The sequence below is a fragment of the Streptomyces kebangsaanensis genome, assembly GCF_001906585.1.
GTDB classification, from domain to species: Bacteria; Actinomycetota; Actinomycetes; order Streptomycetales; family Streptomycetaceae; genus Streptomyces; species Streptomyces kebangsaanensis.
The window spans coordinates 120,974-144,999 of the sequence record NZ_JUJA01000160.1; the positions used below are offsets into that span (position 1 = coordinate 120,974).

Consider the following 24,026-nt stretch of genomic DNA (forward strand, 5'->3'; position numbering starts at 1 on the left):
CCCGAATGGAGCAGTCGCCGGAGCCCCCTGACCGGCCCTGACCGGCCCCGGTCGCCCCGGTCCTAGCCGGCCCGGTGCACCACCGCGTCGCACAGGTCCGTCAGCGCGGCCTTCGCGGCGCACTCGCGCAGCGGAGCCAGCGCGGCCCGCGCCTCCTCGGCGTAGCGCACGGTGTCCCGGCGGGCCTGCTCCAGCGCCGGGTGCGTACGCAGCGCCGCCAGTGCCTCGGCGTGCCGCGCGTCGTCGCTCAGGTCGGAGGCCAGCAGCTCGCACAGGGCGACGTCCTCGGCCAGCCCCATCCGGGCCGCGCGTTCGCGCAGCCGCAGGACCGGCAGCGTGGCGATGCCCTCCCGCAGGTCCGTGCCGGGCGTCTTGCCGGACTCGTGCGAGTCGGAGGCGATGTCCAGGACGTCGTCCGCGAGCTGGAAGGCCACGCCCAGCCGCTCGCCGTACTGCGTCAGCACGTCCACGACCGTCTCGTCGGCACCGGACATCATCGCGCCGAACCGGCACGACACCGCCACCAGCGACCCGGTCTTGCCGCCCAGCACGTCCAGGTAGTGGTCGACCGGGTCCCGGCCGTCCTGCGGGCCCGCCGTCTCCAGGATCTGCCCGGTGACCAGCCGCTCGAACGCCAGGGCCTGCACCCGGACCGCCTCCGGCCCGAGGTCGGCGAGGATCTGGGAGGCCCGGGCGAACAGGAAGTCGCCGGTCAGGACGGCGACGGAGTTGCCCCAGCGGGTGTTCGCACTGGCCACTCCGCGGCGCACCGCCGCCTCGTCCATCACGTCGTCGTGGTACAACGTCGCCAGGTGGGTCAGCTCCACGACCACGGCCGACGGCACGATCCCCGGCGCGTACGGGTCGCCGAACTGGGCGGCGAGCATCACGAGCAGCGGGCGGAACCGCTTCCCGCCTGCCCTGACGAGGTGCTGAGCGGCCTCCGTGATGAACGGGACCTCACTCTTGGTGGCCTCGAGCAGCCCTTCCTCGACAGCCGTCAGCCCGGTCTGGACATCGGCTTCGAGAGCCTGGTCCCGCACGTTCAGCCCGAACGGCCCGACGACGGTCACGAGGGGTCTCCTGTCTGCTGGTGTCAGCTGGCGGTCACACGGCTTGTCGATAGGTCGCTGCCATCACTCAAGTCAGCGTATCCGGTCAAGTTTCGATCACCGATGGCGCCCAGCGATACGGGCCGGGCGGCATCACCCGACGTGACCACCATCACGCGCCCGCCACACGGCCCATACGGACACCCCTCCACGTGGTCCGATTCACCCTTATTAGGGCTTCAATTCCCGTTGGTCGCAATTGCTCCCCGCATTACCAAACCGTGAATTGGGTCACGTCGACCCCTCTGTTCCATTTCCCCCCGGCCGATTCGGCTTTCCCTTTGCCCGTACGCCAGTTGAGCCTTGACGAACGCAAAGGATCAAGCCCCCCATACTCATCCGATCAAGGTCAAACAGGGTGATCCGTGAATCCGGCCCTTGTTCCGGACATGTGCTCTCGCATACGTTCCCGGCCGACGGGCGGACGCCGAATCCTGCCGCCGCCCATGAATCCATCGACCGAGTCACTCACGGCAGGAGCGGGGGACCCAGGTAGGTCGCCGGGCCGGGCGCCGTACGTCCTGTGTCGTACGCCGCGCCGGAACGGCTCGGGGTGAAGCCGTGCCCGCGAGGGCGCGGCCGGGCACCTCCCCGCCCGAACCCGACAGCTCACCTCGCAGGCGACGGAGAGGAAATTCCCCATGCCTGCCAAGGGTCAGCGCCACCGTTCCCGCACAGCTCGCGCCGTCCGCGCCCTCGTCGTCACCGGCACGGGCGCCGCCGTCCTCGCCGTTCCGCTCCTCGGCGCCACCAGCGCGTCCGCGGCGACCCCGGCCGGCGGGGCCCCCGTCAGGACGGTCGCGGGCGTCGGATACCCGAACAACCTCGACGGCTGGATCCGGGCCTCCCTGGAGGTCATGAAGAAGAACGGCATCCCGGGCACCTACAACGGCATCCACCGCAACATCATGCGCGAGTCCTCCGGCAACCCGCGGGCCATCAACCTCTGGGACTCCAACGCGGCCAAGGGCATCCCGTCCAAGGGTCTGCTGCAGGTCATCGACCCGACCTTCCGCGCCTACCACGTGAACGGCACGTCGTGGGACATCTACGACCCGGTCGCGAACATCACCGCCGCCTGCAACTACGCGGCCAAGCGGTACGGCTCGATCGACAACGTCTTCGGCGCCTACTAAGCGAACAGTCGTTCGAGGACGACGGCGATGCCGTCGTCCTCGTTCGACAGCGTGACCTCGTCGGCCACCGCCTTGAGCTCGGGATGGGCGTTGGCCATGGCGACACCCCGGGCGGCCCACTGGAACATCGGGATGTCGTTGGGCATGTCGCCGAAGGCGAGGGCGCTCTCACGGCCCAGCCCCAGGCGTTCGGCGGCCAGCGCCAGCCCGGTCGCCTTGGTGATGCCGCACGGCTGGAGCTCGACGGTCCCCGGGCCCGACATGGTGACCGTGGCCAGGGAGCCCACCACGCCGCGCGCCGCCGCCGCCAACTCGTCGTCCGACAGCACGGGATGGCGCAGCAGCACCTTGCTGATGGGTGTGCGCCACAGGTCGTCGCGCCGGTCGACCCGTACGGCGGGCAGGGTCGGGTGCGGCATGCGGTACCCCGGCTCGATGAGCGTGAGCCCGTCGACGCCGTCCTGGTCGACGGCGGCGTACACCTCGCCCACCTCGGCCTCGATCTTGCCGAGCGCGGTCTCGGCCAGTTCCCGGTCCAGGGTGACCGACCACAGCAGACGGCCCGTCCCGGCGTCGTAGACCTGCGCGCCCTGACCGCACACCGCGAGCCCCGTGGTGCCCAGGGCGTCGAGCAGCGGCCGTACCCTCGGCGCCGGCCGTCCGGTCACCACGAGGTGCCGGGCACCGGCGTCCGCCACCCGCGCGAGCGCGGCGAGGGACCGTTCGGACAGGGTGTCGTCGCCGCGCAGCAGCGTTCCGTCCAGGTCAGTGGCGATGAGGGCGTATGCGGGGGGAGGGGCCATGATCAGAGAATACGTATCCTCCGCCCCGCCGACTCGACGGGAACCGGACGACGGCCGTGGGCACGGCTGTTCCGGCCGTCTTCCCTCAACCCTCCCTTCCGGGCGGGAGTTTTGGTGTTCCGGGCGGGAAATCCCTGGAATTGTCCACCTGTGCGCTGCCTCGGCGGTTGGTCCGCCACAGTTGGCGGAGGTGCTTCGCGCCGGGCCGCACGAAGCGCGCGAGCATGGTGAGGAACGGCAGCGGGTCGTCGCCCGCCAGCCAGGCCAGCTCCGTCCCGCTCGCCCTCGCCGGCGCGTGCGGCGTCGTGTAGCCGCTGCGGCGGTAGGCGAGGAGGGCGGGCAGGTCGATGTTCTCCACGACGTACCGGTGACCCGCGCGCTGCTCCCCCTCCGGAACGGGGCGCCCGGTCAGGTCGAGGTGCATGGCACGCACGACGTCCACCCCCGAATCGCTCTCGAAGAGCCGGAACTGGGCGCCCATGCGCGGGTTGAAGTCGAGGAGCTTGTACTGCCCGTCGCGCCGGTCGAAGCGCAGGTCGAGGTCGACGATGCCGGTGAAGCCGATCTGCTTGATGAAACGCGCGGCGAGGTCGGCGAGTTCCGGGTTGTCGACGACGTACGCGTTCGCCGTCATCCCCGCGTGCGGCGGCCAGGAGCGGACCTTGACGCCGGTGAACATCGCGAGCGGGGCCGCGTCCCGGCCGAAGTAGGCGTGCACGATCCAGTCCTCGGCCTCCTCCCGCGGCAGGTACTCCTGGAGGATCACCCCCGGCCGCTCGCCCCAGTCGCGGGCGAGGGTCAGCAGGCCCTCGCGGGTGGTGATCCTCGTGGTGCCGTTCACCGCGGGGCTGCTGCGCCGTACGAACGCCTCGCGGTTCTTGGCCACCACCGGGAAGCGGGCCCTGTCGGCGAACGCCACGATGTCGTCGTACGACTGCGGGAAGGCGGCCGCGGGGCTGGGGATGCCGTGCTCCACGCACAGCTCGTGCAGGCCCTGCTTGCTGGCCAGGCGGCGCGGCAGACCGGGGGCGACGCGCGGGAAGAGGAAGCGGCTCCCCAGTTCGTCCTGGTGTTCGGCGATCAGGACGGCGGCCTCCTCGTCCGTGGGCACGAGGACGGCGGGCCGGCCGATGCGGCGGCCGATCCTCAGCAGACCCTCCACCAGGTGGTCCGCCCCCTCCGTGCCCCGCGTCGGCCAGACGAACGCGCGCTTGAGGTAACGGGAGGCGGCGGCGGGCGTGTACGCGTCCTCGGTGATCGCGTACATGGGGACGCCGAGACGGCCCAGGCTGCGGATCGCACCCACCCCGCCGTGGTGCAGCGGGTAGTCCCCGAACTTCACGATCAGGCCCGGTACCTCACGGTCGGCCCGGAAAGGCACACTGACGGCATTCCTGGCCACGGGTCCCCCCACGTGTCCCCCCTATGGAGCGGACCCACCCCGTCCGCGTCCCCCAAAGGACGCTAAGCCGGAATTGACTCCTCCCACAAGGCCAATTCGGACATTGCAAACTCTTTAGGCCCTGCCCAAGAACGGCGGTACCCCCGTAACGTGTGGCGCGACCACATGGAAAGCACGTGGCTCACGTGGATAACGGGAAAGGAAGGCAGTACCCCATGCCCCCCTTCGAGGTCCCCGAGGGCGACCCCTTCGGTCCGCACAACCTTCCCTACGGCGTCTTCTCCCGCGCCGGATCGCCGGAGAGGACCGTCGGCGTCCGGCTCGGCGACCACGTCCTCGACGCCGGGGCGGCGGCGCGGGCGCTCGGTTCGCCGTACGCCGGCCTGCTCGCGCAGCCGAGCCTGAACCCGCTGCTCGCCGCCGGCCGCACCGCGTGGACGGACGTGCGGCGCGCGCTGACCGAGTGGGTGACGGTGCCGTCCCACCGGGAGGCGGTCGCGCCGTTCCTGCACCCGCTGCCCTCGGTGACCCTGCACCTGCCCTTCGAGGTCGCGGACTACGTCGACTTCTACTCCTCGGAGAACCACGCCCGCAACGTCGGGCGGATCTTCCGTCCGGACGCCGCGGACTCCCTGACCCCCAACTGGAAGCATCTGCCGATCGGTTACCACGGCCGCTCCGGGACGGTGGTGGTCTCGGACACGGATGTCGTACGCCCCTCGGGCCAGCGGAAGGCCCCCACGGACCCCGCGCCGGTGTTCGGCCCCTCGGTCCGGCTGGACATCGAGGCGGAGGTCGGCTTCGTGGTGGGCGTTCCGTCACGGATGGGGCAGCCGGTGGCGCTGGGCGACTTCCGCGAGCACGTCTTCGGGCTGTGCCTGCTCAACGACTGGTCGGCGCGCGACATCCAGGCCTGGGAGTACGTCCCCCTCGGCCCGTTCCTCGGCAAGTCCTTCGCCACGTCGGTGTCGGCGTGGATCACCCCGCTGGACGCGCTGGAGCACGCGCGGGTGGCTCCGCCGGAGCGCACGCACCCGCCGCTGCCCTACCTGGACGACTCCGCGGCGGAGCCCGGCGGTTACGACCTGCGGATCTCCGTCGCCATCAACGGTCACGTGGTGTCCGAGCCGCCGTTCTCCACCATGTACTGGACGGCCGCGCAGCAGCTCGCCCACCTGACGGTCAACGGCGCCTCGCTGCGCACGGGCGACCTGTACGGCTCGGGCACGGTGAGCGGACCGGCCGAGCGCGAACGGGGCTCACTGCTGGAACTGACCTGGAACGGCCGGGACCCCCTCGAACTCCCGGACGGCAAGCGGACGTTCCTGGAGGACGGGGACGTGGTGACGCTGTCGGCCTGGGCTCCGGGGGCGGACGGCGCCCGGGTGGGGCTCGGGGAGGTGACGGGACGGATCGTGTCGGGGTGACGGGGACGCCCGTGGCCGGCGCGGCGGGGAAATCGGTCGCCGCCGGCCCCTGACTCCCGGTGCCCGTGACCGTCATACTGGCGGCAGGCCGTGCGCGCCCGGCGCGCCGGCCGGCCGCACCCCACCGCCCCACCACCGCACGACCCCGACCCCCGCCCACCTCCGACGAGGACCCGGAGCCCGTGGCCATGACCGTCTGCCTGCTCCTGCTGGCCGCCGTCGCGTTGACGGCCGCCGTGCCGGTCCCCCGCGCGCTGACCCGGGCGGCGTGGCCCGAGCGGGAGCCCGTCGTCGCGCTGTGGGTGTGGCAGTGCCTGGTCGCCACGGTGCTGCTGTGCTGCCTCGCCGCCCTGGTGCTGGGCACCGCGGCCGTCTTCCGCACCGTCCACGACCGGGTCTTCGCCCCGGCGCCGCCGGCCGTGACCGCCGCGTACGACCTCTCGACGGCACCCGTCTGGACGGCCGGCCTCACCCTGCTGCTGGCCTGCGGCGCCGCCTGGACCACCGCGGCGCTCGCCCGCGAACTCGTCGAGGCGCGCCGGCGCCGCGGCCTGGCCCGCGCGCACCTGCGCGAACGCGCTCCCGACCTGCCCGCGGGCCTTCCCGCGGCCCGCGGACCGCTGCTGGTGCTGGAGGACGAGTACCCCGACGCCCGGTGGATGCCCGGTCACCGCCCGCAGCTCGTCGTCACCACCGGCGCGCTGCGCCGGCTCACCGGCCACCAGCTCGACGCCGTCCTCGCCCACGAGCGCGGCCACGCCCGCGCCCGCCACGACTGGCTGCTGCACCTGTCGACCGGGCTGGCCACCGGCTTCCCGCGCGTCCCGCTGTTCGCGCACTTCTGCGACCAGACCCACCGGCTGGTCGAACTGGCCGCCGACGACACGGCCTCCCGCCGCCACGGCCACCTCACCACGGCGCTGGCCCTGATCGAGCTCAACCAGCACCGCGGTGTCCTCTCCTGCGCCAACAGCCACCGCCTGCTGGGCGAGCGGGTGGACCGCCTCCTGAAGCCCCCGCCCCGGCTGAACCGCAGGCGCAGGGCGCTGACCACGGCGGCGGCGTCCCTGGTGCCCCTGCTCCCGCTGCTGATCACGTTCGCCCCGGGACTGACGGCCATGTGAGGTCCGCCCCTACGTCCAGTCGTCGGGTTCCGGTTCCGGCTCGGTCAGGTCCTCCGCCGGTTCCGGCGCGTCCGGGCCGGCTGTCCCGGTACCGGCCGCTCCCGCGCCGGGCGGCCCGCCCAGCGACCCGAGCACCGCGAGCACCCCCTCCCCGTACGTCGTCAGCTTCTTCTCGCCGACTCCGCCGACCGTGCCGAGCTGCGGCACGGAGGTCGGCCAGACCGTGACGATCTCCCGCAGGGTGGCGTCGTGGAAGATCACGTAGGCCGGGACTCCCTGCTCGCGGGCCTGTTCGGCGCGCCAGGCGCGCAGTGCCTCGAAGGCCGGGAGCAGTTCCTCGGGCAGCTCGGCCGCCGCCGCCCTGGGTTTGCGGTCGGCCCGGGCGGCCGACGCCCGCGCGGCCGCCGGTTTCCTCGGCTCCTTGCGCAGCGACACCTCACGCTCGCCCCGCAGCACCGAGGCACTGGTGTCGGTCAGCACCAGCGTGCCGTACTCGCCCTCGACCGCGAGCAGGCCCTGCGCCAGCAACTGCCGTACGACACCCCGCCATTCGCCCTCGGTGAGCTCCTCACCGATGCCGAAGACGGACAGCTGGTCGTGGTCGAACTGGATCACCTTGCCGGTGCGCTTGCCGAGCAGGATGTCGATGATCTGCCCCGCACCGAACTTCTGGCCCCGCTCCCGCTTCAGCCGCACCACCGTCGACAGCACCTTCTGGGCCGCGGTCGTGCCGTCCCAGGTCTCGGGCGGGGTCAGGCAGGTGTCGCAGTTGCCGCAGCCGGCCGGGTCCGGGTCCTGGCCGAAGTAGGCGAGGAGCCGGCCGCGGCGGCACCCGGCCGTCTCGCACAGGGCGAGCATCGCGTCCAGATGGGCCTGGGCCCGGCGGCGGAAGGCCTCGTCGCCCTCGCCGGACTGGATGAGCTTGCGCTGCTGTATGACGTCGTTCAGGCCGTAGGCCATCCAGGCGGTCGACGGCAGGCCGTCGCGTCCCGCGCGGCCGGTCTCCTGGTAGTAGCCCTCGACCGACTTGGGCAGGTCCAGGTGGGCGACGAACCGTACGTCCGGCTTGTCGATGCCCATGCCGAAGGCGATGGTGGCGACCACCACCAGGCCGTCCTCGCGCAGGAAGCGGGACTGGTGCGCGGCGCGGGTGCCCGCGTCCAGACCGGCGTGGTAGGGCACCGCCTCGACGCCGTTGCGGGTGAGGAACTCCGCTGTCTTCTCCACCGAGTTGCGCGAGAGGCAGTACACGATGCCCGCGTCGCCCGGGTGCTCCTGGTCGAGGAAGGTCAGCAGCTGCTTCTTGGGGTCGACCTTGGGCACGATCCGGTACCGGATGTTGGGCCGGTCGAAGCTGGCCACGAAGTGCCGGGCGTGCGGCATGTCCAGCCGCTGGGTGATCTCCTGGTGCGTGGCGCGGGTGGCCGTGGCCGTGAGCGCGATCCGCGGCACGTCCGGCCAGCGCTCGCCCAGCAGCGACAGCGCCAGGTAGTCGGGGCGGAAGTCGTGGCCCCACTGGGACACGCAGTGCGCCTCGTCGATGGCGAAGACGGAGATCTTGCCGCGGGAGAGCAGGTCGAGCGTGGCCTCCAGGCGCAGCCGCTCCGGTGCCAGGTAGAGCAGGTCCAGCTCGCCGGCCAGGAACTCCGCCTCCACCACGCGGCGCTCGTCGAAGTCCTGCGTGGAGTTGACGAACCCGGCGCGCACGCCCAGTGCCCGCAGCGCGTCCACCTGGTCCTGCATCAGCGCGATGAGGGGCGAGACCACGACGCCCGTACCGGGTCTGACCAGGGCTGGAAGCTGGTAGCACAGCGACTTGCCGCCACCGGTGGGCATGAGGACGACGGCGTCGCCGCCCGCCACCACATGCTCGACGACCGCTTCCTGCTCGCCCCGGAAGGCCTCGTATCCGAAGACCCGGTGCAGCGTGGCCAGCGCCTCGCTCGTCTCGCTGTCCGTCACTGGCATCTCGGTGACACCGCCCGTCCCGCTCATCGTCTCGTCCCCCGTGCGTCGTCCCTCGACCACTGCCTCCACGATAGGGGGCGGCACCGACAGCTCCGGAGTTGTCCACAGGCCGCCGGCCCGGAGATCCGTACATACGGCTGCCCGGTCCTCCGCTGACGGAAGTACCGGGCAGCCGTATGTCTCGGAGACGGCCTCAGCGCACGAACACCCCCGCCTGGTTCGCCAGGTCCAGGAAGTACTGCGGCGCCACGCCGAGCACCACCGTGACCGCCACGCCCACGCCGATCGCGGTCGTCGTCAGCGGTGACGGAACCGCCACCGTCGGGCCCTCGGAACGCGGCTCGCTGAAGAACATCAGGACGATCACGCGGATGTAGAAGAAGGCGGCGATCGCGGAGGAGATCACACCGATCACGACCAGCGGGACCGCGCCGCCCTGGGCCGCCGCCTTGAACACGGCGAACTTCCCCGCGAAGCCGGAGGTCAGCGGAATGCCGGCGAAGGCCAGCAGGAACACCGCGAAGACGGCCGCCACCAGCGGCGAACGGCGGCCGAGACCCGCCCACTTGGACAGGTGCGTGGCCTCGCCGCCCGCGTCGCGCACCAGCGTGACCACGGCGAAGGCGCCGATCGTCACGAAGGAGTACGCGGCCAGGTAGAACAGGACGGAGGAGACACCCTCCCTCGAGGTCGCGATGACACCCGCGAGGATGAAACCGGCGTGGGCGATCGACGAGTACGCCAGCAGCCGCTTGATGTCGGTCTGCGTGATCGCGACGATCGCGCCGACCAGCATGGTGACGATCGCCACCGCCCACATGACCGGCCGCCAGTCCCAGCGCAGGCCCGGCAGGACGACGTACAGCAGCCGCAGCAGCGCGCCGAAGGCCGCCACCTTGGTCGCCGCCGCCATGAACCCGGTGACCGGGGTCGGCGCGCCCTGGTAGACGTCCGGCGTCCACATGTGGAACGGCACGGCGCCCACCTTGAACAGCAGGCCCATCACGACCATCGCGGCGCCGATGAGCAGCAGCGCGTCGTTGCCCATGGTGTTGGCCAGCGCCGGGTCGAGCCTCGGCACGTTCCCGTCGACGACCTGGGCGATCGTCGCGTACGACACCGAGCCCGCGTACCCGTACAGCAGCGCGATGCCGAACAGGGTGAACGCGGAGGCGAACGCGCCCAGCAGGAAGTACTTGACCGCGGCCTCCTGCGACATGAGCCGCTTGCGGCGGGCCAGCGCGCACAGCAGGTACAGCGGGAGGGACAGGACCTCCAGGGCCACGAACAGGGTCAGCAGGTCGTTGGCCGACGGGAACACCAGCATGCCGGCGACCGCGAAGAGGAGCAGCGGGAAGACCTCGGTGGTGGTGAAACCGGCCTTGACCGCGGCCTTCTCGCTGTCGCTGCCCGGTACGGACGCCGCCTGCGCGGCGAAGGAGTCGACCCGGTTGCCGTGCGCGGCCGGGTCCAGTCGCCGTTCGGCGAAGGTGAACAGGCCGACCAGGGCCGCCAGCAGGATCGTGCCCTGCAGGAACAGGGAGGGTCCGTCGACGGCGATGGCACCCATGGCCGCGATCCGCGCCCTGGTGGTGCCGTACCCGTCCGCCGCGAGCGCGACGACCGCGGCGAACGCGGCGCAGAGCGCGACGACGGACACGAACACCTGCGCGTAGTAGCGCGACTTGCGCGGGACGAACGCCTCGATGAGCACCCCGACGAGCGCCGCGCCCACGACGATCAGGGTGGGCGACAACTGCCCGTATTCGATCTTCGGCGCGTCGATCTTCGAGATCGGATCGGCCGCGGTTGTCCACAGGCTGTGGACGGCCACTGCGCTCACTTGGCCGCCTCCATCTCGGGCTTGGGGTCGGTCTTGTGTACGTCGGACATGGTCTGCTTGACCGCCGGGTTGACGATGTCCGTGACGGGCTTGGGATAGACGCCCAGGAAGACCAGCAGCACGATCAGCGGGGCCACGACCACCAGCTCCCGCACCCGCAGGTCCGGCATCGCCGAGACTTCCTTCCTGACCGGACCGGTCATCGTCCTCTGGTAGAGGACGAGGGTGTACAGCGCGGCGAGCACGATGCCGAAGGTGGCGACGACGCCGACCGCCGGGTAGCGCGTGAACGTGCCGACCAGGACCAGGAACTCACTGACGAAGGGCGCCAGTCCCGGCAGCGACAGGGTGGCGAGGCCGCCGATCAGGAACGTGCCGGCGAGCACCGGGGCGACCTTCTGCACACCGCCGTAGTCGGCGATGAGCCGGGAGCCGCGGCGGGAGATCAGGAAGCCGGCGATCAGCATGAGCACGGCCGTCGACAGGCCGTGGTTGACCATGTAGAGCGTCGCCCCGGACTGGCCCTGGCTGGTCATCGCGAAGATGCCCATGATGATGAAGCCGAAGTGCGAGATCGACGCGTACGCGATCAGGCGCTTGATGTCCCGCTGGCCGACCGCCAGCAGCGCACCGTAGATGATGCTGATCAGGGCCAGGACCAGGATGACCGGCGTGGCCCACTTGCTCGCCTCCGGGAACAGCTGGAGGCAGAAGCGGAGCATCGCGAAGGTGCCCACCTTGTCGACCACGGCCGTGATGAGGACGGCGACCGGCGCGGTGGACTCCTGCATGGCGTTGGGCAGCCAGGTGTGCAGTGGCCACAGCGGCGCCTTCACCGCGAAGGCGAAGAAGAAGCCGAGGAACAGCCAGCGTTCGACGCCGGTCGCCATGTGCAGCGAGCCGTTCGCACGGGCCTGCGCGATCTCGGTGAGCGAGAAGCTCCCGGCGACCACGTACAGGCCGATCACCGCGGCCAGCATGATCAGGCCGCCGACCAGGTTGTAGAGCAGGAACTTCACCGCCGCGTACGACCGCTGCGTCGACGCCGCCTTCTCCCCGTGCTCGTGGGCACGGTCCCCGAAGCCGCCGATCAGGAAGTACAGCGGGATCAGCATGGCTTCGAAGAAGATGTAGAAGAGGAAGACGTCGGTGGCCTCGAAGGAGATGATCACCATCGCCTCGAGGGCCAGGATCAGGGCGAAGAAGCCCTGCGTCGGCCGCCAGCGGCGGCTTCCGGTTTCCAGCGGGTCGGCGTCGTGCCAGCCCGCCAGCATCACGAACGGGACGAGCAGGGCGGTCAGCCCGATCAGTGCCACCGCGATGCCGTCCACGCCCAGCTCGTACCGGACCCCGAAGGCCGCGATCCAGGAGTGGGACTCGGTGAGCTGGTAGCGGGCGCCGCCCGGGTCGAAGCGGACCAGGATGGCGACCGCCAGCGCGAACGTGCCGAGCGAGACGGCCAGCGCGAGCCACTTGGCGGCGGTGCGCCGGGCGGCCGGCACGGCGGCCGTGGCGACGGCCCCGACGGCCGGGAGTACCGCCGTCGCTGTCAGCAGAGGAAAGGACATCGGTATCAGACCGCCCTCATCAGCAGGGTCGCGGCCACCAGGAGTGCCGCACCGCCGAACATCGAGACCGCGTAGGAGCGCGCGAAGCCGTTCTGCAGCCGGCGCATCCGCCCGGACAGGCCGCCGACCGAGGCCGCCGTGCCGTTGACGACTCCGTCGACCAGGGTGTGGTCGAGGTACACCAGGGACCGCGTGAGGTGCTCGCCGCCGCGGACCAGGACGACGTGGTTGAAGTCGTCCTGGAGCAGGTCGCGCCGGGCGGCCCGGGTGAGCAGCGACCCGCGCGGGGCGACGACCGGGACCGGCTTGCGGCCGTACTGGGCCCAGGCGGCGGCCACGCCGATCACCAGACAGACCATGGTCGCCGCGGTGACCGTCCACGCGCTGAGCGGCGAGTTGCCCTCGCTGTGGCCGGTGACCGGCTCCAGCCAGTGCAGGAAGCGGTCGCCGATGCTGAAGAACGCGCCGCCGAAGACCGACCCGACGGCCAGCACGATCATGGGGATCGTCATGACCCCGGGCGACTCGTGCGGGTGCGGCTCGGTGCCGTTCTCGTCGGGCTGCCAGCGCTTCTCGCCGAAGAAGGTCATCAGCATCACGCGCGTCATGTAGAACGCCGTGATGGCAGCGCCCAGCAGGGCCGCGCCGCCGAGGATCCAGCCCTCGGTGCCGCCCTTGGCGAAGGCCGCCTCGATGATCCTGTCCTTGGAGAAGAAGCCGGACAGGCCCGGGAAGCCGATGATGGCGAGGTAGCCGAGACCGAAGGTGATGAACGTGACCGGCATGTACTTCCGCAGGCCGCCGTACTTGCGCATGTCGACCTCGTCGTTCATGCCGTGCATGACCGAACCGGCGCCGAGGAACAGCCCGGCCTTGAAGAAGCCGTGCGTGACCAGGTGCATGATCGCGAAGACGTAGCCGATGGGGCCGAGGCCCGCGGCCAGCACCATGTAGCCGATCTGCGACATGGTCGAGCCGGCCAGCGCCTTCTTGATGTCGTCCTTCGCGCAACCGACGATCGCACCGAACAGCAGCGTGACCGCGCCGACGACGGTGACCACGAGCTGTGCGCCGGGCGCGCCGTTGAAGACCGCCGCGGAGCGGACGATCAGGTAGACGCCCGCGGTGACCATCGTGGCGGCGTGGATGAGGGCGGAGACCGGGGTCGGGCCCTCCATCGCGTCACCGAGCCAGGACTGCAGCGGCACCTGGGCGGACTTGCCGCAGGCGGCGAGCAGCAGCATCAGGGCGATGGCGGTGAGCCTGCCCTCGGAGGCGTCACCGACGTGGCTGAACACCGGCCCGAAGGCGAAGGTCCCGAACGTCGCGAACATCAGCATGACCGCGATGGCCAGGCCCATGTCGCCGACCCGGTTGACCAGGAAGGCCTTCTTCGCCGCGGTGGCCGCGGCGGGCTTGTGCTGCCAGAAGCCGATCAGCAGGTAGGAGGCGAGACCGACGCCCTCCCAGCCGAAGTACAGCAGCAGGTAGTTGTCGGCGAGGACGAGCAGCAGCATCGCCGCGAGGAACAGGTTCAGATAGCCGAAGAAGCGGCGGCGCCGCTCGTCGTGCTCCATGTACCCGACCGAGTACAGGTGGATCAGCGAGCCGACGCCGGTGATCAGCAGCACGAACGTCATCGACAGCTGGTCGAGGCGGAACGTGGCGTCCGCCTGGAAGCCGGCCACCGGGATCCAGCTGAACAGGTGCTGGGTCAGGGTCCGCTGGTCGGCGCTCCTGCCGAGCAGGTCGGCGAAGAGGACCAGGCCGATCACGAAGGAGGCGGCCGCGAGCGCCGTGCCGATCCAGTGGCCGACGGCGTCGAGGCGCCGGCCGCCGACCAGGAGGACGGCCGCTCCGAGCAGGGGCGCCGCGATCAGCAGCGCAATCAGGTTCTCCACGATTCTTCCGACCCCTTACAGCTTCATCAGGCTGGCGTCGTCGACCGAGGCCGAGTGGCGGGAACGGAACAGCGACACGATGATCGCGAGCCCGACCACGACCTCCGCTGCGGCGACGACCATCGTGAAGAACGCGATGATCTGGCCGTCGAGGTTGCCGTGCATCCGGGAGAAGGCGACGAGCGCGAGGTTGCAGGCGTTCAGCATCAGCTCGATGCACATGAAGACCACGATGGCGTTGCGCCGGATCAGCACGCCGGTGGCGCCGATCGTGAACAACAGGGCGGCGAGATAGAGGTAGTTGACGGGATTCACTTCGACGCCTCCTCGGGCCGCTTGAAGGCCGTCGGCTCGATCTCGGTGCGCTCCAGGCGCTCCTCGGCGCGCTGCTCCAGGGCTTTCAGGTCGTTGAGCGCCTCCGCGGAGACGTCCCGGACCTGGCCGCGCTCGCGCAGCGTCTTGCTGACGGTGAGCTCGGACGGGGTGCCGTCGGGCAGCAGACCGGCGACGTCCACGGCGTTGTGGCGGGCGTAGACGCCGGGTGCCGGCAGCGGCGGTACGTGCGTTCCCTCGCGCACGCGCTGCTCGGACAGCTCGCGCTGGGTCCGGGCCCGCTCGGTGCGCTGGCGGTGGGTGAGCACCATGGCGCCGACGGCGGCCGTGATGAGCAGGGCACCGGTGAGCTCGAAGGCGAACACGTACCGGGTGAAGATGAGGGAGGCCAGGCCCTCCACGTTGCCGTTCGCGTTCGCCCTGCCGATGCCGTTGAAGTCCTTGAGGGAGGCGTGGGCGATGCCCGCGAAGAGCAGGACGCCGAAGCCGAGCCCGCACAACAGGGCCAGCCAGCGCTGGCCCTTGATGGTCTCCTTCAGGGAGTCCGCGGCGGTCACACCGACGAGCATCACCACGAACAGGAACAGCATCATGATCGCGCCGGTGTAGACGACGATCTGCACGATGCCCAGGAAGTAGGCGCCGTTGGCGAGGTAGAACACCGCCAGGACGATCATGGTGGCGGCCAGGCACAGCGCGCTGTGCACGGCCCTCTTCATGAAGACGGTGCACAGGGCGCCGATCACCGCGACGGTGCCGAGGACCCAGAACTGGAAGGCCTCTCCGGTGGAGGTGGAGTAGGCGGCGAGCTGAGCGCTCATGCGTCCACCTCCTGGTCTTCGGGACTCTCCCCCTCGGAGACGGCGACCTGGCGCACCGTGCCGGGCGCGGCCTCCGTCACCAGGCCCCGGTAGTAGTCCTGCTCGTCCGTCCCCGGGTAGATGGCGTGGGGCGTGTCGACCATGCCCTCCTCGAGGCCGGCGAGCAGTTGTTCCTTGGTGTAGATGAGGTTGGCGCGGCTGGAGTCGGCCAGTTCGAACTCGTTGGTCATCGTCAGCGCGCGCGTGGGGCACGCCTCGATGCACAGGCCGCACAGGATGCAGCGGGCGTAGTTGATCTGGTAGACGCGGCCGTACCGCTCGCCCGGCGAGTAGCGCTCCTCGTCGGTGTTGTCGGCGCCCTCCACGTAGATGGCGTCGGCGGGGCAGGCCCAGGCGCACAGCTCGCAGCCGACGCACTTCTCCAGGCCGTCCGGATGGCGGTTGAGCTGGTGCCGTCCGTGGAAGCGCGGGGCGGTGGTCTTCTTCTGCTCCGGGTACTGCTCGGTCAGCCGCTTCTTGAACATGGCCTTGAAGGTCACGCCGAAGCCGGCCACGGGGTTCAGGAAACCGGGGTTGGTCTCCTTGGGCTCCTCAGCCATCGGACGCCTCCTTTCCATCCAGAGATCCGTCACTGTCAGTGTCCGTCCCGCCACTGACAACCAACTCCCGCTCACGGCGCGGGCGGCGCCTCGGCACCGGCGGCAGCTCCTGCCCCGGCAGCGGCGGCACGGGGAATCCACCGGCCATCGGGTCGAAGCCGGCGGGCCGGGCGGCGGGCTCCTCGGCGGCCTTCGCCCGCTCGCGGAACAGGTCGGCGACGAAGGACAGGATCAGTACGGTCAGCACGGCGGCGCCGACGTACAGGGCGATGTCGGTGAAGTCGAAGTTCTCGTTGCGCAGCACCCGCACGGTCGCGACGAGCATCAGCCAGGCCATGGAGACCGGGATGAGCACCTTCCAGCCGAGCTTCATCAGCTGGTCGTAGCGGACCCGCGGGAGCGTGCCGCGCAGCCAGATGAAGAAGAACAGCAGCAGCTGGACCTTGATCACGAACCAGAGCAGCGGCCACCAGCCGTGGTTGGCGCCCTCCCAGAAGGTGCTGATCGGCCAGGGGGCCCGCCAGCCGCCCAGGAACAGCGTGGTCGCCACCGCCGAGACCGTCACCATATTCACGTACTCGGCGAGCATGAACATCGCGAACTTGATCGACGAGTACTCGGTGTTGAAGCCGCCGACCAGGTCGCCCTCGGACTCCGGCATGTCGAACGGGGCGCGGTTGGTCTCGCCGACCATCGTGACGATGTAGAGGACGAAGGAGAACGGCAGCAGCAGGATGTACCAGCGGTCGTGCTGCTGCTCGACGATCGCCGACGTCGACATCGACCCCGAGTACAGGAACACGGAGGCGAACGCGACGCCCATGGCGATCTCGTAGGAGATCATCTGCGCGCAGGACCGCAGGCCGCCCAGGAGCGGGTAGGTGGACCCGGAGCTCCAGCCCGCCAGCACGATGCCGTAGATGCCGACGGAGGCGACCGCGAGGATATAGAGCATCGCGATCGGCAGGTCGGTCAGCTGCATCGCGGTGCGGTGGCCGAAGATCGAGATCTCGTTGCCGGCCGGCCCGAAGGGGATCACCGCGATCGCCATGAAGGCCGGGATGGCCGCGACGATCGGCGCGAGGACGTAGACCACCTTGTCCGCGCGCTTGACGACGACGTCCTCCTTGAGCATCAGCTTCACGCCGTCGGCGAGCGACTGGAGCATGCCCCAGGGGCCGTGCCGGTTGGGGCCGATGCGCAGCTGCATCCAGGCGACGACCTTGCGCTCCCAGACGATGGAGAACAGCACGGTCACCATCAGGAAGGCGAAGCAGAACACCGCCTTGAGGAGGACCAGCCACCACGGGTCGGTGCCGAACATCGAAAGGTTCTCAGCGGCGAGGTACGGGCTCATGCCTCCACCTCCTCGGGGGCCTCGGTCGCGCGCGGCGCCGGGCCGATGCGGACGAGGGAGCCGGGCAGCGCCCCGGTGCCGGAGGCGACGCCCCCGCCGACGGAGTTCAGCGGGAGCCACACCACCCGGTCGGGCATCTCGGTGATCTCCAGCGGGAGTTCGACCGATCCGGCGGGGCCGGTCACGGCGAGCGGACCGCCGTCCTCGACGCCCGCCTCGGCGGCCGTGGCGGACGACACGCGTGCGCGTGCGGCGTGCCGGGTGCCGGCGAGCGCCTCGTCGCCCTCCTGCAGGACGCCGTGGTCGAGCAGCAGCCGGTGCCCGGCGAGCACGGCCTCCCCGGCGGCGGGCCGGGGCAGTACGCCCGCGCTCCCCTGCGGGTCGTCGGCGCGCGGACCGGTCCAGGCGCCCAGCCGGTCCAGCTCCGCGCGCACGGTCCGCAGGTCCGGCAGGCCCAGGTGGACGTCCATGGCGTCGGCCAGCATCTGCAGGACGCGCGCGTCCGTGGGCGACAGGGTGCGGGTCATCTGCTCGGGCTTGAGCGCGGCCTCGAAGAGGCGGACCCTGCCCTCCCAGTTGAGGAAGGTGCCGGCCTTCTCGGCGACGGCGGCGACGGGAAGCACCACGTCCGCGCGTTCGGTGACCTCGCTGGGCCGCAGTTCCAGCGACACCACGAAGCCCACCTCGGACAGTGCCTCACGCGCGCGTGCCGGGTCGGGCAGGTCGGCGACCTCCACGCCGGCCACGAGCAGCGCCTGCAGTTCGCCGCCGGCCGCGGCCTCGATGATCTGGCCGGTGTCGCGGCCGTAGCGGTGCGGGAGTTCGGCGACGCGCCAGAGCGCGGCCACCTCCTCCCGCGCGCGCGGGTCGGTCGCCGGACGCCCGCCCGGCAGCAGCGACGGCAGTGCGCCGGCCTCGACGGCACCGCGCTCGCCCGCCCGGCGCGGGATCCACACCAGCTGGGCACCGGTGGCGGTCGCGGCCCGTACGGCGGCGGTCGGGCCGCCGGCGACTCCCGCGAGCCGTTCGCCGACGACGATGACCGCGCCCTCCGCGCGCAGCGCCTCGGCGGCCTCGGTGCCCCCGGCGTCCAGTCCGACGCCGCCCGCGAGCGCGTCCAGCCACTCGTTCTCGGTGCCGGGCGCGGCCGGCAGCAGCGTGCCGCCCGCCTTCTCCAGGCCCCGCGTGGCGTGCGTGGCCAGCGCGAACACCCTCTGCCCGTGCTTGCGCCAGGCCTTGCGGAGCCTGAGGAAGACGCCGGGTGCCTCCTCCTCGGACTCGAACCCGACGAGCAGGACGGCGGGCGCCTTCTCCAGGGAGGTGTAGGTGACTCCGCCGCCGTCCAGGTCCCGGCCGCGCCCGGCGATCCGGGCGGCCAGGAAGTCGGCCTCCTCGCCGCTGTGCACGCGCGCGCGGAAGTCGATGTCGTTGGTGTCGAGCGCCACGCGCGCGAACTTGCTGTAGGCGTAGGCGTCCTCGACGGTGAGCCGGCCGCCGGTGAGGACACCGGTCCGCCCGCGCGAGGCGAGCAGGCCCTGGGCGGCGATCTCCAGCGCCTCCGGCCAGGACGCCGGCACCAGTTCGCCCTCGGGGTTGCGCACCAGGGGCGTGGTGAGCCGGTCCTTCATCTGCGCGTACCGGAACGCGAAGCGCCCCTTGTCGCAGATCCACTCCTCGTTGACCTCGGGGTCGTCGGCGGCGAGCCGCCGCATGACCTTGCCGCGCCGGTGATCGGTGCGGGTGGCGCAGCCGCCCGCGCAGTGCTCGCACACCGACGGCGAGGAGACCAGGTCGAAGGGGCGGGAGCGGAACCGGTAGGCGGCCGAGGTGAGCGCGCCGACCGGGCAGATCTGGATGGTGTTGCCGGAGAAGTACGACTCGAAGGGGTCGCCCTCACCGGTGCCGACCTGCTGCAGGGCGCCCCGCTCGACCAGCTCGATCATCGGGTCGCCGGCGATCTGCTGGGAGAACCGGGTGCAGCGGGCGCACAGCACGCACCGCTCGCGGTCGAGCAGCACCTGCGTGGAGATCGGGACGGGCTTCTCGTACGTCCGCTTCCTCCCGTCGAAGCGGGACTCGGCGTTGCCGTGCGACATGGCCTGGTTCTGCAGCGGGCACTCGCCGCCCTTGTCGCAGACCGGGCAGTCCAGCGGGTGGTTGATGAGCAGCAGCTCCATCACACCCTTCTGGGCCTTCTCGGCGACCGGCGAGGTGAGCTGGGTCCTGACAACCATTCCGTCCGTGCAGGTGATCGTGCAGGACGCCATCGGCTTGCGCTGGCCCTCGACCTCGACGATGCACTGGCGGCAGGCGCCGGCCGGGTCGAGCAGGGGGTGGTCGCAGAACCGGGGGATCTCGATGCCGAGCTGTTCGGCGGCCCGGATGACCAGGGTGCCCTTGGGCACGCTGATCTCGATCCCGTCGATCGTCAGTGTCACGAGATCTTCCGGCGGGACCGCTGCCTCGCCCCCGCCCGCGGGAGCGTTGGTGGTCACGGTCATGCGGTCACCTCCGTGCGGTCGGCCCAAACCGTGGACTTGGCCGGGTCGAAGGGGCAGCCCCGGCCCGTGATGTGCTGCTCGTACTCCTCGCGGAAGTACTTCAGGGAGGAGAAGATCGGGGAGGCGGAGCCGTCGCCGAGGGCGCAGAAGGACTTGCCGTTGACGTTGTCGGCAATGTCGTTCAGCTTGTCGAGGTCGGACATGACGCCCTTGCCGGCCTCGATGTCCCGCAGCAACTGCACCATCCAGTACGTCCCTTCGCGGCACGGCGTGCACTTGCCGCAGGACTCGTGGGCGTAGAACTCGGTCCACCGGGTCACGGCCCGCACCACGCACGTCGTCTCGTCGAAGCACTGCAGGGCCTTGGTGCCGAGCATGGATCCCGCTGCGCCCACTCCCTCGTAGTCGAGCGGGACGTCGAGGTGCTCGTCGGTGAACATCGGCGTCGAGGAGCCGCCCGGCGTCCAGAACTTCAGCCGGTGCCCGGGGCGCATGCCGCCGCTCATGTCGAGCAGCTGGCGCAGCGTGATGCCGAGCGGGGCCTCGTACTGACCGGGGCTCGCGACGTGGCCGCTGAGCGAGTAGAGCGTGAAGCCCGGGGACTTCTCGCTGCCCATCGACCTGAACCATTCCTTGCCGTTTTTCAGGATCGCGGGAACCGACGCGATCGACTCGACGTTGTTCACCACAGTCGGGCACGCGTAGAGGCCCGCGACAGCGGGGAAGGGGGGACGGAGCCGCGGTTGGCCACGGCGGCCCTCGAGCGAGTCCAGCAGCGCGGTCTCCTCGCCGCAGATGTACGCGCCCGCGCCCGCGTGCACGGTGAGGTCGAGGTCGAGGCCGCTGCCCAGGACGTTCTCACCGAGGTAGCCGGCCGCGTGGGCCTCGCGCACGGCCGAGTGCAACCGCCGCAGCACGGGGACGACTTCACCCCGCAGATAGATGAAGGCATGCGACGACCTGATGGCGTAGCACGCGATCACGATGCCCTCGATGAGGCTGTGCGGGTTCGCGAAGAGGAGCGGGATGTCCTTGCAGGTCCCGGGCTCCGATTCGTCGGCGTTGACCACCAGGTAGTGCGGTTTTCCGTCTCCCTGGGGAATGAACTGCCACTTCATTCCCGTCGGGAATCCCGCGCCGCCGCGCCCGCGCAGGCCGGAGTCCTTGACGTACGCGATCACGTCGTCCGGCGACATGGCGAGCGCCTTGCGGAGCCCCTCGTACCCTCCGTGCCTCCGGTACACGTCCAGCGTCCAGGACCTGTCCTCGTCCCAGAAGGCCGACAGCACGGGTACGAGCAGCTTCTCGGGGCTGCTCTCTCCCCCACCCTCGAATCCGCTCGGGCGGGCGGTGCCCCCATCCTCGGGTGCCAAGGTCATCCCTCCCCCTCCTCTCCGACAGGTCCCGCCGGGTGGGACGGATCGGAGGCCGATGTGGCCTGCGGCGCGTCGTGCGAGCTCAGGTGCTCGGTCGGCGACGGCCGGTGCACGGCGTCCCGCGGCCCGGCGTCCTGCGGTCCGCCGTCGCGCGGGTGGACCACGCGCGCGGGTGCGGTCTCTCCCTTGGCCAGGCGGAGGCCCACCAGCGAGGCGGGTCCCGCGCTGCCGCCGGCCTCCGTCGCCCCCTCGCGCTCGTCGGGGAAGCCCGCCAGGATCCGGGCGGTCTCCTTGAAGGTGCACAGCGGCGCGCCGCGCGTGGGCGTCACCGGCCGTCCCGCGCGCAGGTCGTCGACCAGGCGCTTGACGCTCGCCGGGGTCTGGTTGTCGAAGAACTCCCAGTTGACCATCACGACCGGCGCGTAGTCGCAGGCCGCGTTGCACTCGATGTGCTCCAGGGTGACCCTGCCGTCGTCGGTGGTCCCGCCGTTGCCGACGCCGAGGTGCTCCTGGAGCGCCTCGAAGATGGCGTCACCGCCCATCACGGCGCACAGGGTGTTGGTGCAGACGCCCACCTGGTAGTCGCCGGACGGCTTGCGCCGGTACATGGTGTAGAAGGTGGCGACCGCGGTGACCTCGGCCGTGGTCAGGCCGAGCACGTCCGCGCAGAACCGCATCCCGGTGCGCGTGACGTACCCCTCCTCCGACTGCACCAGGTGCAGCAGCGGCAGCAGGGCCGACCGGGAGTCCGGGTAACGGGCGATGATCTCGCGCGCGTCCCCTTCGAGCCGGGTGCGGACGTCGTCCGGGTAGTCGGGCGCGGGCAGTTCGGGCATGCCCAGGCTGACGCCCCGCTCCGAAGGACTGGTGGTCACCGGTCGACGCCTCCCATCACGGGGTCGATGGACGCGACGGCGACGATGACGTCGGCGACCTGGCCGCCCTCGCACATCGCCGCCATCGCCTGCAGGTTGGTGAAGGACGGGTCGCGGAAGTGGACCCGGTAGGGGCGGGTGCCGCCGTCGGAGACGACGTGCACCCCGAGTTCGCCCTTGGGCGACTCGACGGCCGCGTACGCCTGACCCGGCGGGACGCGGAAGCCCTCGGTGACCAGCTTGAAGTGGTGGATCAGGGCCTCCATGGAGGTGCCCATGATCTTCTTGATGTGGTCGAGGGAGTTGCCCAGGCCGTCCGGTCCCAGGGCGAGCTGGGCGGGCCAGGCGATCTTCTTGTCGGCGACCATGACCGGGCCCGGCTCCAGCCGGTCCAGGCACTGCTCGACGATCCTGAGCGACTGGCGCATCTCCTCCAGGCGGATCAGGAAGCGGCCGTAGGAGTCGCAGGTGTCGGCGGTCGGGATGTCGAAGTCGTACGTCTCGTAGCCGCAGTAGGGCTGCGCCTTGCGCAGGTCGTGCGGCAGACCGGTGGAACGCAGGATCGGGCCGGTGGCGCCGAGGGCCATGCAGCCGGCCAGGTCGAGGTAGCCGATGTTCTGCATGCGGGCCTTGAAGATGGGGTTCCCGGTGGCGAGCTTGTCGTACTCCGGGAGGTTCTTCTTCATCTTCTTCACGAACTCGCGGACCTGGTCCACCGCGCCGGGCGGCAGGTCCTGGGCGAGTCCGCCGGGCCGGATGTACGCGTGGTTCATCCTGAGGCCCGTGATGAGCTCGTAGAGGTCGAGAATCATTTCACGATCACGGAATCCGTAGATCATGATCGTGGTGGCGCCGAGCTCCATGCCGCCGGTGGCGATGCACACCAGGTGGGAGGAGAGCCGGTTCAGCTCCATCAGGAGCACCCGGATGATCTTGGCGCGCTCGGTGATCTGGTCCTCGATGCCCAGGAGCTTCTCGACGGCGAGGCAGTAGGCGGTCTCGTTGAAGAAGGACGTCAGGTAATCCATGCGCGTGACGAAGGTGGTGCCCTGCGTCCACGTGCGGAACTCGAGGTTCTTCTCGATACCGGTGTGCAGGTAGCCGATGCCGCAGCGGGCCTCGGTGACCGTCTCGCCGTCGATCTCCAGGATCAGGCGCAGCACCCCGTGGGTGGAGGGGTGCTGGGGCCCCATGTTGACGACGATGCGCTCGTCGTCGGCGCGGGCCGCGGACTGGGCGACCTCGTCCCAGTCGCCACCGGTGACCGTGTAGACGGTGCCCTCGGTGGTCTCGCGTGCCGACGCGGCGGATGCTGACTGCGTGCTCACGAGTACGACCTCCGCTGGTCCGGAGCCGGGATCTGGGCGCCCTTGTACTCGACGGGGATGCCGCCGAGGGGGTAGTCCTTGCGCTGCGGATGGCCCTGCCAGTCGTCCGGCATCATGATCCGCGTCAGGGCCGGGTGACCGTCGAAGACGAGCCCGAAGAAGTCGTAGGTCTCGCGCTCGTGCCAGTCGTTCGTCGGATAGACGGAGACCAGCGACGGGACGCGCGGGTCACTGTCGGGGGCGCTGACCTCGATGCGGATCAGCCGGTTGTGGGTGATCGAGCGCAGGTGGTAGACGGCGTGCAGCTCGCGGCCCTTGTCATGCGGGTAGTGGACGCCGCTGACGCCGGTGCACAGCTCGAAGCGCAGGGCAGGGTCGTCGCGCAGGGTGCGGGCGACGCGGACCAGGTGCTCGCGCTCGATGTGGAAGGTGAGCTCGCCGCGGTCGACGACCGTCCTCTCGATCGCGTTCTCCGGGAGGAGGCCCTGCTCCTCCAGCGCGCCCTCGAGTTCGTCGGCGACCTCGTCGAACCACCCGCCGTAGGGCCGGCTC

At 70.8% G+C, this 24,026-nt stretch carries 19 protein-coding genes and 1 riboswitch; of the genes, 3 read left to right on the forward strand and 16 right to left on the reverse strand.

Annotated elements, in window-relative coordinates; all coding sequences use genetic code 11:
* Positions 1-62 precede the first annotated feature (62 nt).
* Complete coding sequence (locus tag RH94_RS30550; RefSeq protein ID WP_073951580.1) at positions 63-1,073, reverse strand: polyprenyl synthetase family protein; 1,011 nt, start codon at positions 1,071-1,073, stop codon at positions 63-65.
* A gap of 485 nt (positions 1,074-1,558) precedes the next feature.
* Positions 1,559-1,750, forward strand: a riboswitch (cyclic di-AMP (ydaO/yuaA leader).
* 3 nt (positions 1,751-1,753) lie between these two features.
* Here RH94_RS30550 and RH94_RS30555 point away from each other — a divergent pair.
* Positions 1,754-2,248 carry a transglycosylase SLT domain-containing protein gene (locus RH94_RS30555; RefSeq protein WP_073951581.1) on the forward strand — a complete coding sequence of 165 codons (495 nt, stop codon included), beginning with the start codon at positions 1,754-1,756 and terminating at the stop codon, positions 2,246-2,248.
* On the opposite strand, the gene RH94_RS30560 is transcribed toward RH94_RS30555, so the two are convergent.
* The gene (locus tag RH94_RS30560; protein ID WP_073951582.1) at positions 2,245-3,051 is read right to left on the reverse strand and encodes an HAD family hydrolase; all 807 of its coding nucleotides are present in this window, start codon (positions 3,049-3,051) and stop codon (positions 2,245-2,247) included. The two genes, RH94_RS30555 and RH94_RS30560, sit on opposite strands and share 4 nt — an antisense overlap.
* Before the next feature lie 85 nt (positions 3,052-3,136).
* Positions 3,137-4,432, reverse strand: a complete 1,296-nt coding sequence (locus RH94_RS30565; protein WP_107428867.1) for a carboxylate--amine ligase — start codon at positions 4,430-4,432, stop codon at positions 3,137-3,139.
* Positions 4,433-4,668: 236 nt separating this feature from the next.
* On the opposite strand from RH94_RS30565, the gene fahA reads away from it, so the two are divergent.
* Together fahA and RH94_RS30575 are read left to right on the forward strand one after the other, a co-directional pair.
* The gene (gene fahA, locus RH94_RS30570) at positions 4,669-5,880 is read left to right on the forward strand and encodes a fumarylacetoacetase (protein ID WP_073951583.1); all 1,212 of its coding nucleotides are present in this window, start codon (positions 4,669-4,671) and stop codon (positions 5,878-5,880) included.
* Positions 5,881-6,068: 188 nt separating this feature from the next.
* Positions 6,069-7,004: a M56 family metallopeptidase gene (locus RH94_RS30575; protein ID WP_073951660.1), complete on the forward strand. Its 936-nt coding sequence runs from the start codon at positions 6,069-6,071 to the stop codon at positions 7,002-7,004.
* Positions 7,005-7,013: 9 nt separating this feature from the next.
* Here the strand turns inward: RH94_RS30575 and recQ are convergent, their stop codons facing one another.
* The 13 genes from recQ to RH94_RS30640 all read right to left on the reverse strand — a co-directional run.
* Complete coding sequence (gene recQ, locus RH94_RS30580) at positions 7,014-8,999, reverse strand: DNA helicase RecQ (RefSeq protein WP_073951661.1); 1,986 nt, start codon at positions 8,997-8,999, stop codon at positions 7,014-7,016.
* A gap of 166 nt (positions 9,000-9,165) precedes the next feature.
* The gene (gene nuoN / locus RH94_RS30585; RefSeq protein WP_073951584.1) at positions 9,166-10,815 is read right to left on the reverse strand and encodes an NADH-quinone oxidoreductase subunit NuoN; all 1,650 of its coding nucleotides are present in this window, start codon (positions 10,813-10,815) and stop codon (positions 9,166-9,168) included.
* Positions 10,812-12,383, reverse strand: a complete 1,572-nt coding sequence (locus RH94_RS30590; protein ID WP_073951585.1) for an NADH-quinone oxidoreductase subunit M — start codon at positions 12,381-12,383, stop codon at positions 10,812-10,814. The genes nuoN and RH94_RS30590 overlap by 4 nt, the downstream gene beginning before the upstream one ends.
* Before the next feature lie 5 nt (positions 12,384-12,388).
* The gene (nuoL, locus tag RH94_RS30595; protein ID WP_073951586.1) at positions 12,389-14,284 is read right to left on the reverse strand and encodes an NADH-quinone oxidoreductase subunit L; all 1,896 of its coding nucleotides are present in this window, start codon (positions 14,282-14,284) and stop codon (positions 12,389-12,391) included.
* Positions 14,285-14,299: 15 nt separating this feature from the next.
* Positions 14,300-14,599, reverse strand: a complete 300-nt coding sequence (nuoK, locus tag RH94_RS30600; RefSeq protein WP_019756142.1) for an NADH-quinone oxidoreductase subunit NuoK — start codon at positions 14,597-14,599, stop codon at positions 14,300-14,302.
* Positions 14,596-15,438 (reverse strand): NADH-quinone oxidoreductase subunit J, encoded by an 843-nt coding sequence (locus RH94_RS30605; protein WP_073951587.1) that lies wholly within the window; start codon positions 15,436-15,438, stop codon positions 14,596-14,598. Before RH94_RS30605 ends, nuoK begins: the two co-directional genes overlap by 4 nt.
* Positions 15,435-16,037 carry an NADH-quinone oxidoreductase subunit NuoI gene (gene nuoI / locus RH94_RS30610; protein ID WP_073951588.1) on the reverse strand — a complete coding sequence of 201 codons (603 nt, stop codon included), beginning with the start codon at positions 16,035-16,037 and terminating at the stop codon, positions 15,435-15,437. The genes RH94_RS30605 and nuoI overlap by 4 nt, the downstream gene beginning before the upstream one ends.
* Positions 16,030-17,394: an NADH-quinone oxidoreductase subunit NuoH gene (gene nuoH / locus RH94_RS30615; protein ID WP_073951589.1), complete on the reverse strand. Its 1,365-nt coding sequence runs from the start codon at positions 17,392-17,394 to the stop codon at positions 16,030-16,032. Before nuoH ends, nuoI begins: the two co-directional genes overlap by 8 nt.
* Positions 17,391-19,895, reverse strand: coding sequence for an NADH-quinone oxidoreductase subunit G (locus tag RH94_RS30620; RefSeq protein ID WP_073951590.1), 2,505 nt, complete (start codon positions 19,893-19,895; stop codon positions 17,391-17,393). The genes nuoH and RH94_RS30620 overlap by 4 nt, the downstream gene beginning before the upstream one ends.
* Positions 19,892-21,274 carry an NADH-quinone oxidoreductase subunit NuoF gene (nuoF, locus tag RH94_RS30625; protein WP_234426143.1) on the reverse strand — a complete coding sequence of 461 codons (1,383 nt, stop codon included), beginning with the start codon at positions 21,272-21,274 and terminating at the stop codon, positions 19,892-19,894. Before nuoF ends, RH94_RS30620 begins: the two co-directional genes overlap by 4 nt.
* Entirely contained in the window at positions 21,271-22,146 is an 876-nt protein-coding gene (gene nuoE, locus RH94_RS30630) for an NADH-quinone oxidoreductase subunit NuoE (protein ID WP_073951591.1), read from the reverse strand. Before nuoE ends, nuoF begins: the two co-directional genes overlap by 4 nt.
* On the reverse strand, positions 22,143-23,474 hold the full coding sequence (locus RH94_RS30635; RefSeq protein ID WP_073951592.1) for an NADH-quinone oxidoreductase subunit D: 1,332 nt from the start codon (positions 23,472-23,474) through the stop codon (positions 22,143-22,145). The genes nuoE and RH94_RS30635 overlap by 4 nt, the downstream gene beginning before the upstream one ends.
* Positions 23,471-24,026, reverse strand: a 556-nt coding sequence (locus RH94_RS30640) for an NADH-quinone oxidoreductase subunit C (RefSeq protein ID WP_234426144.1), incomplete at its 5' end; no start/stop codon positions are given. The genes RH94_RS30635 and RH94_RS30640, both read right to left, overlap by 4 nt.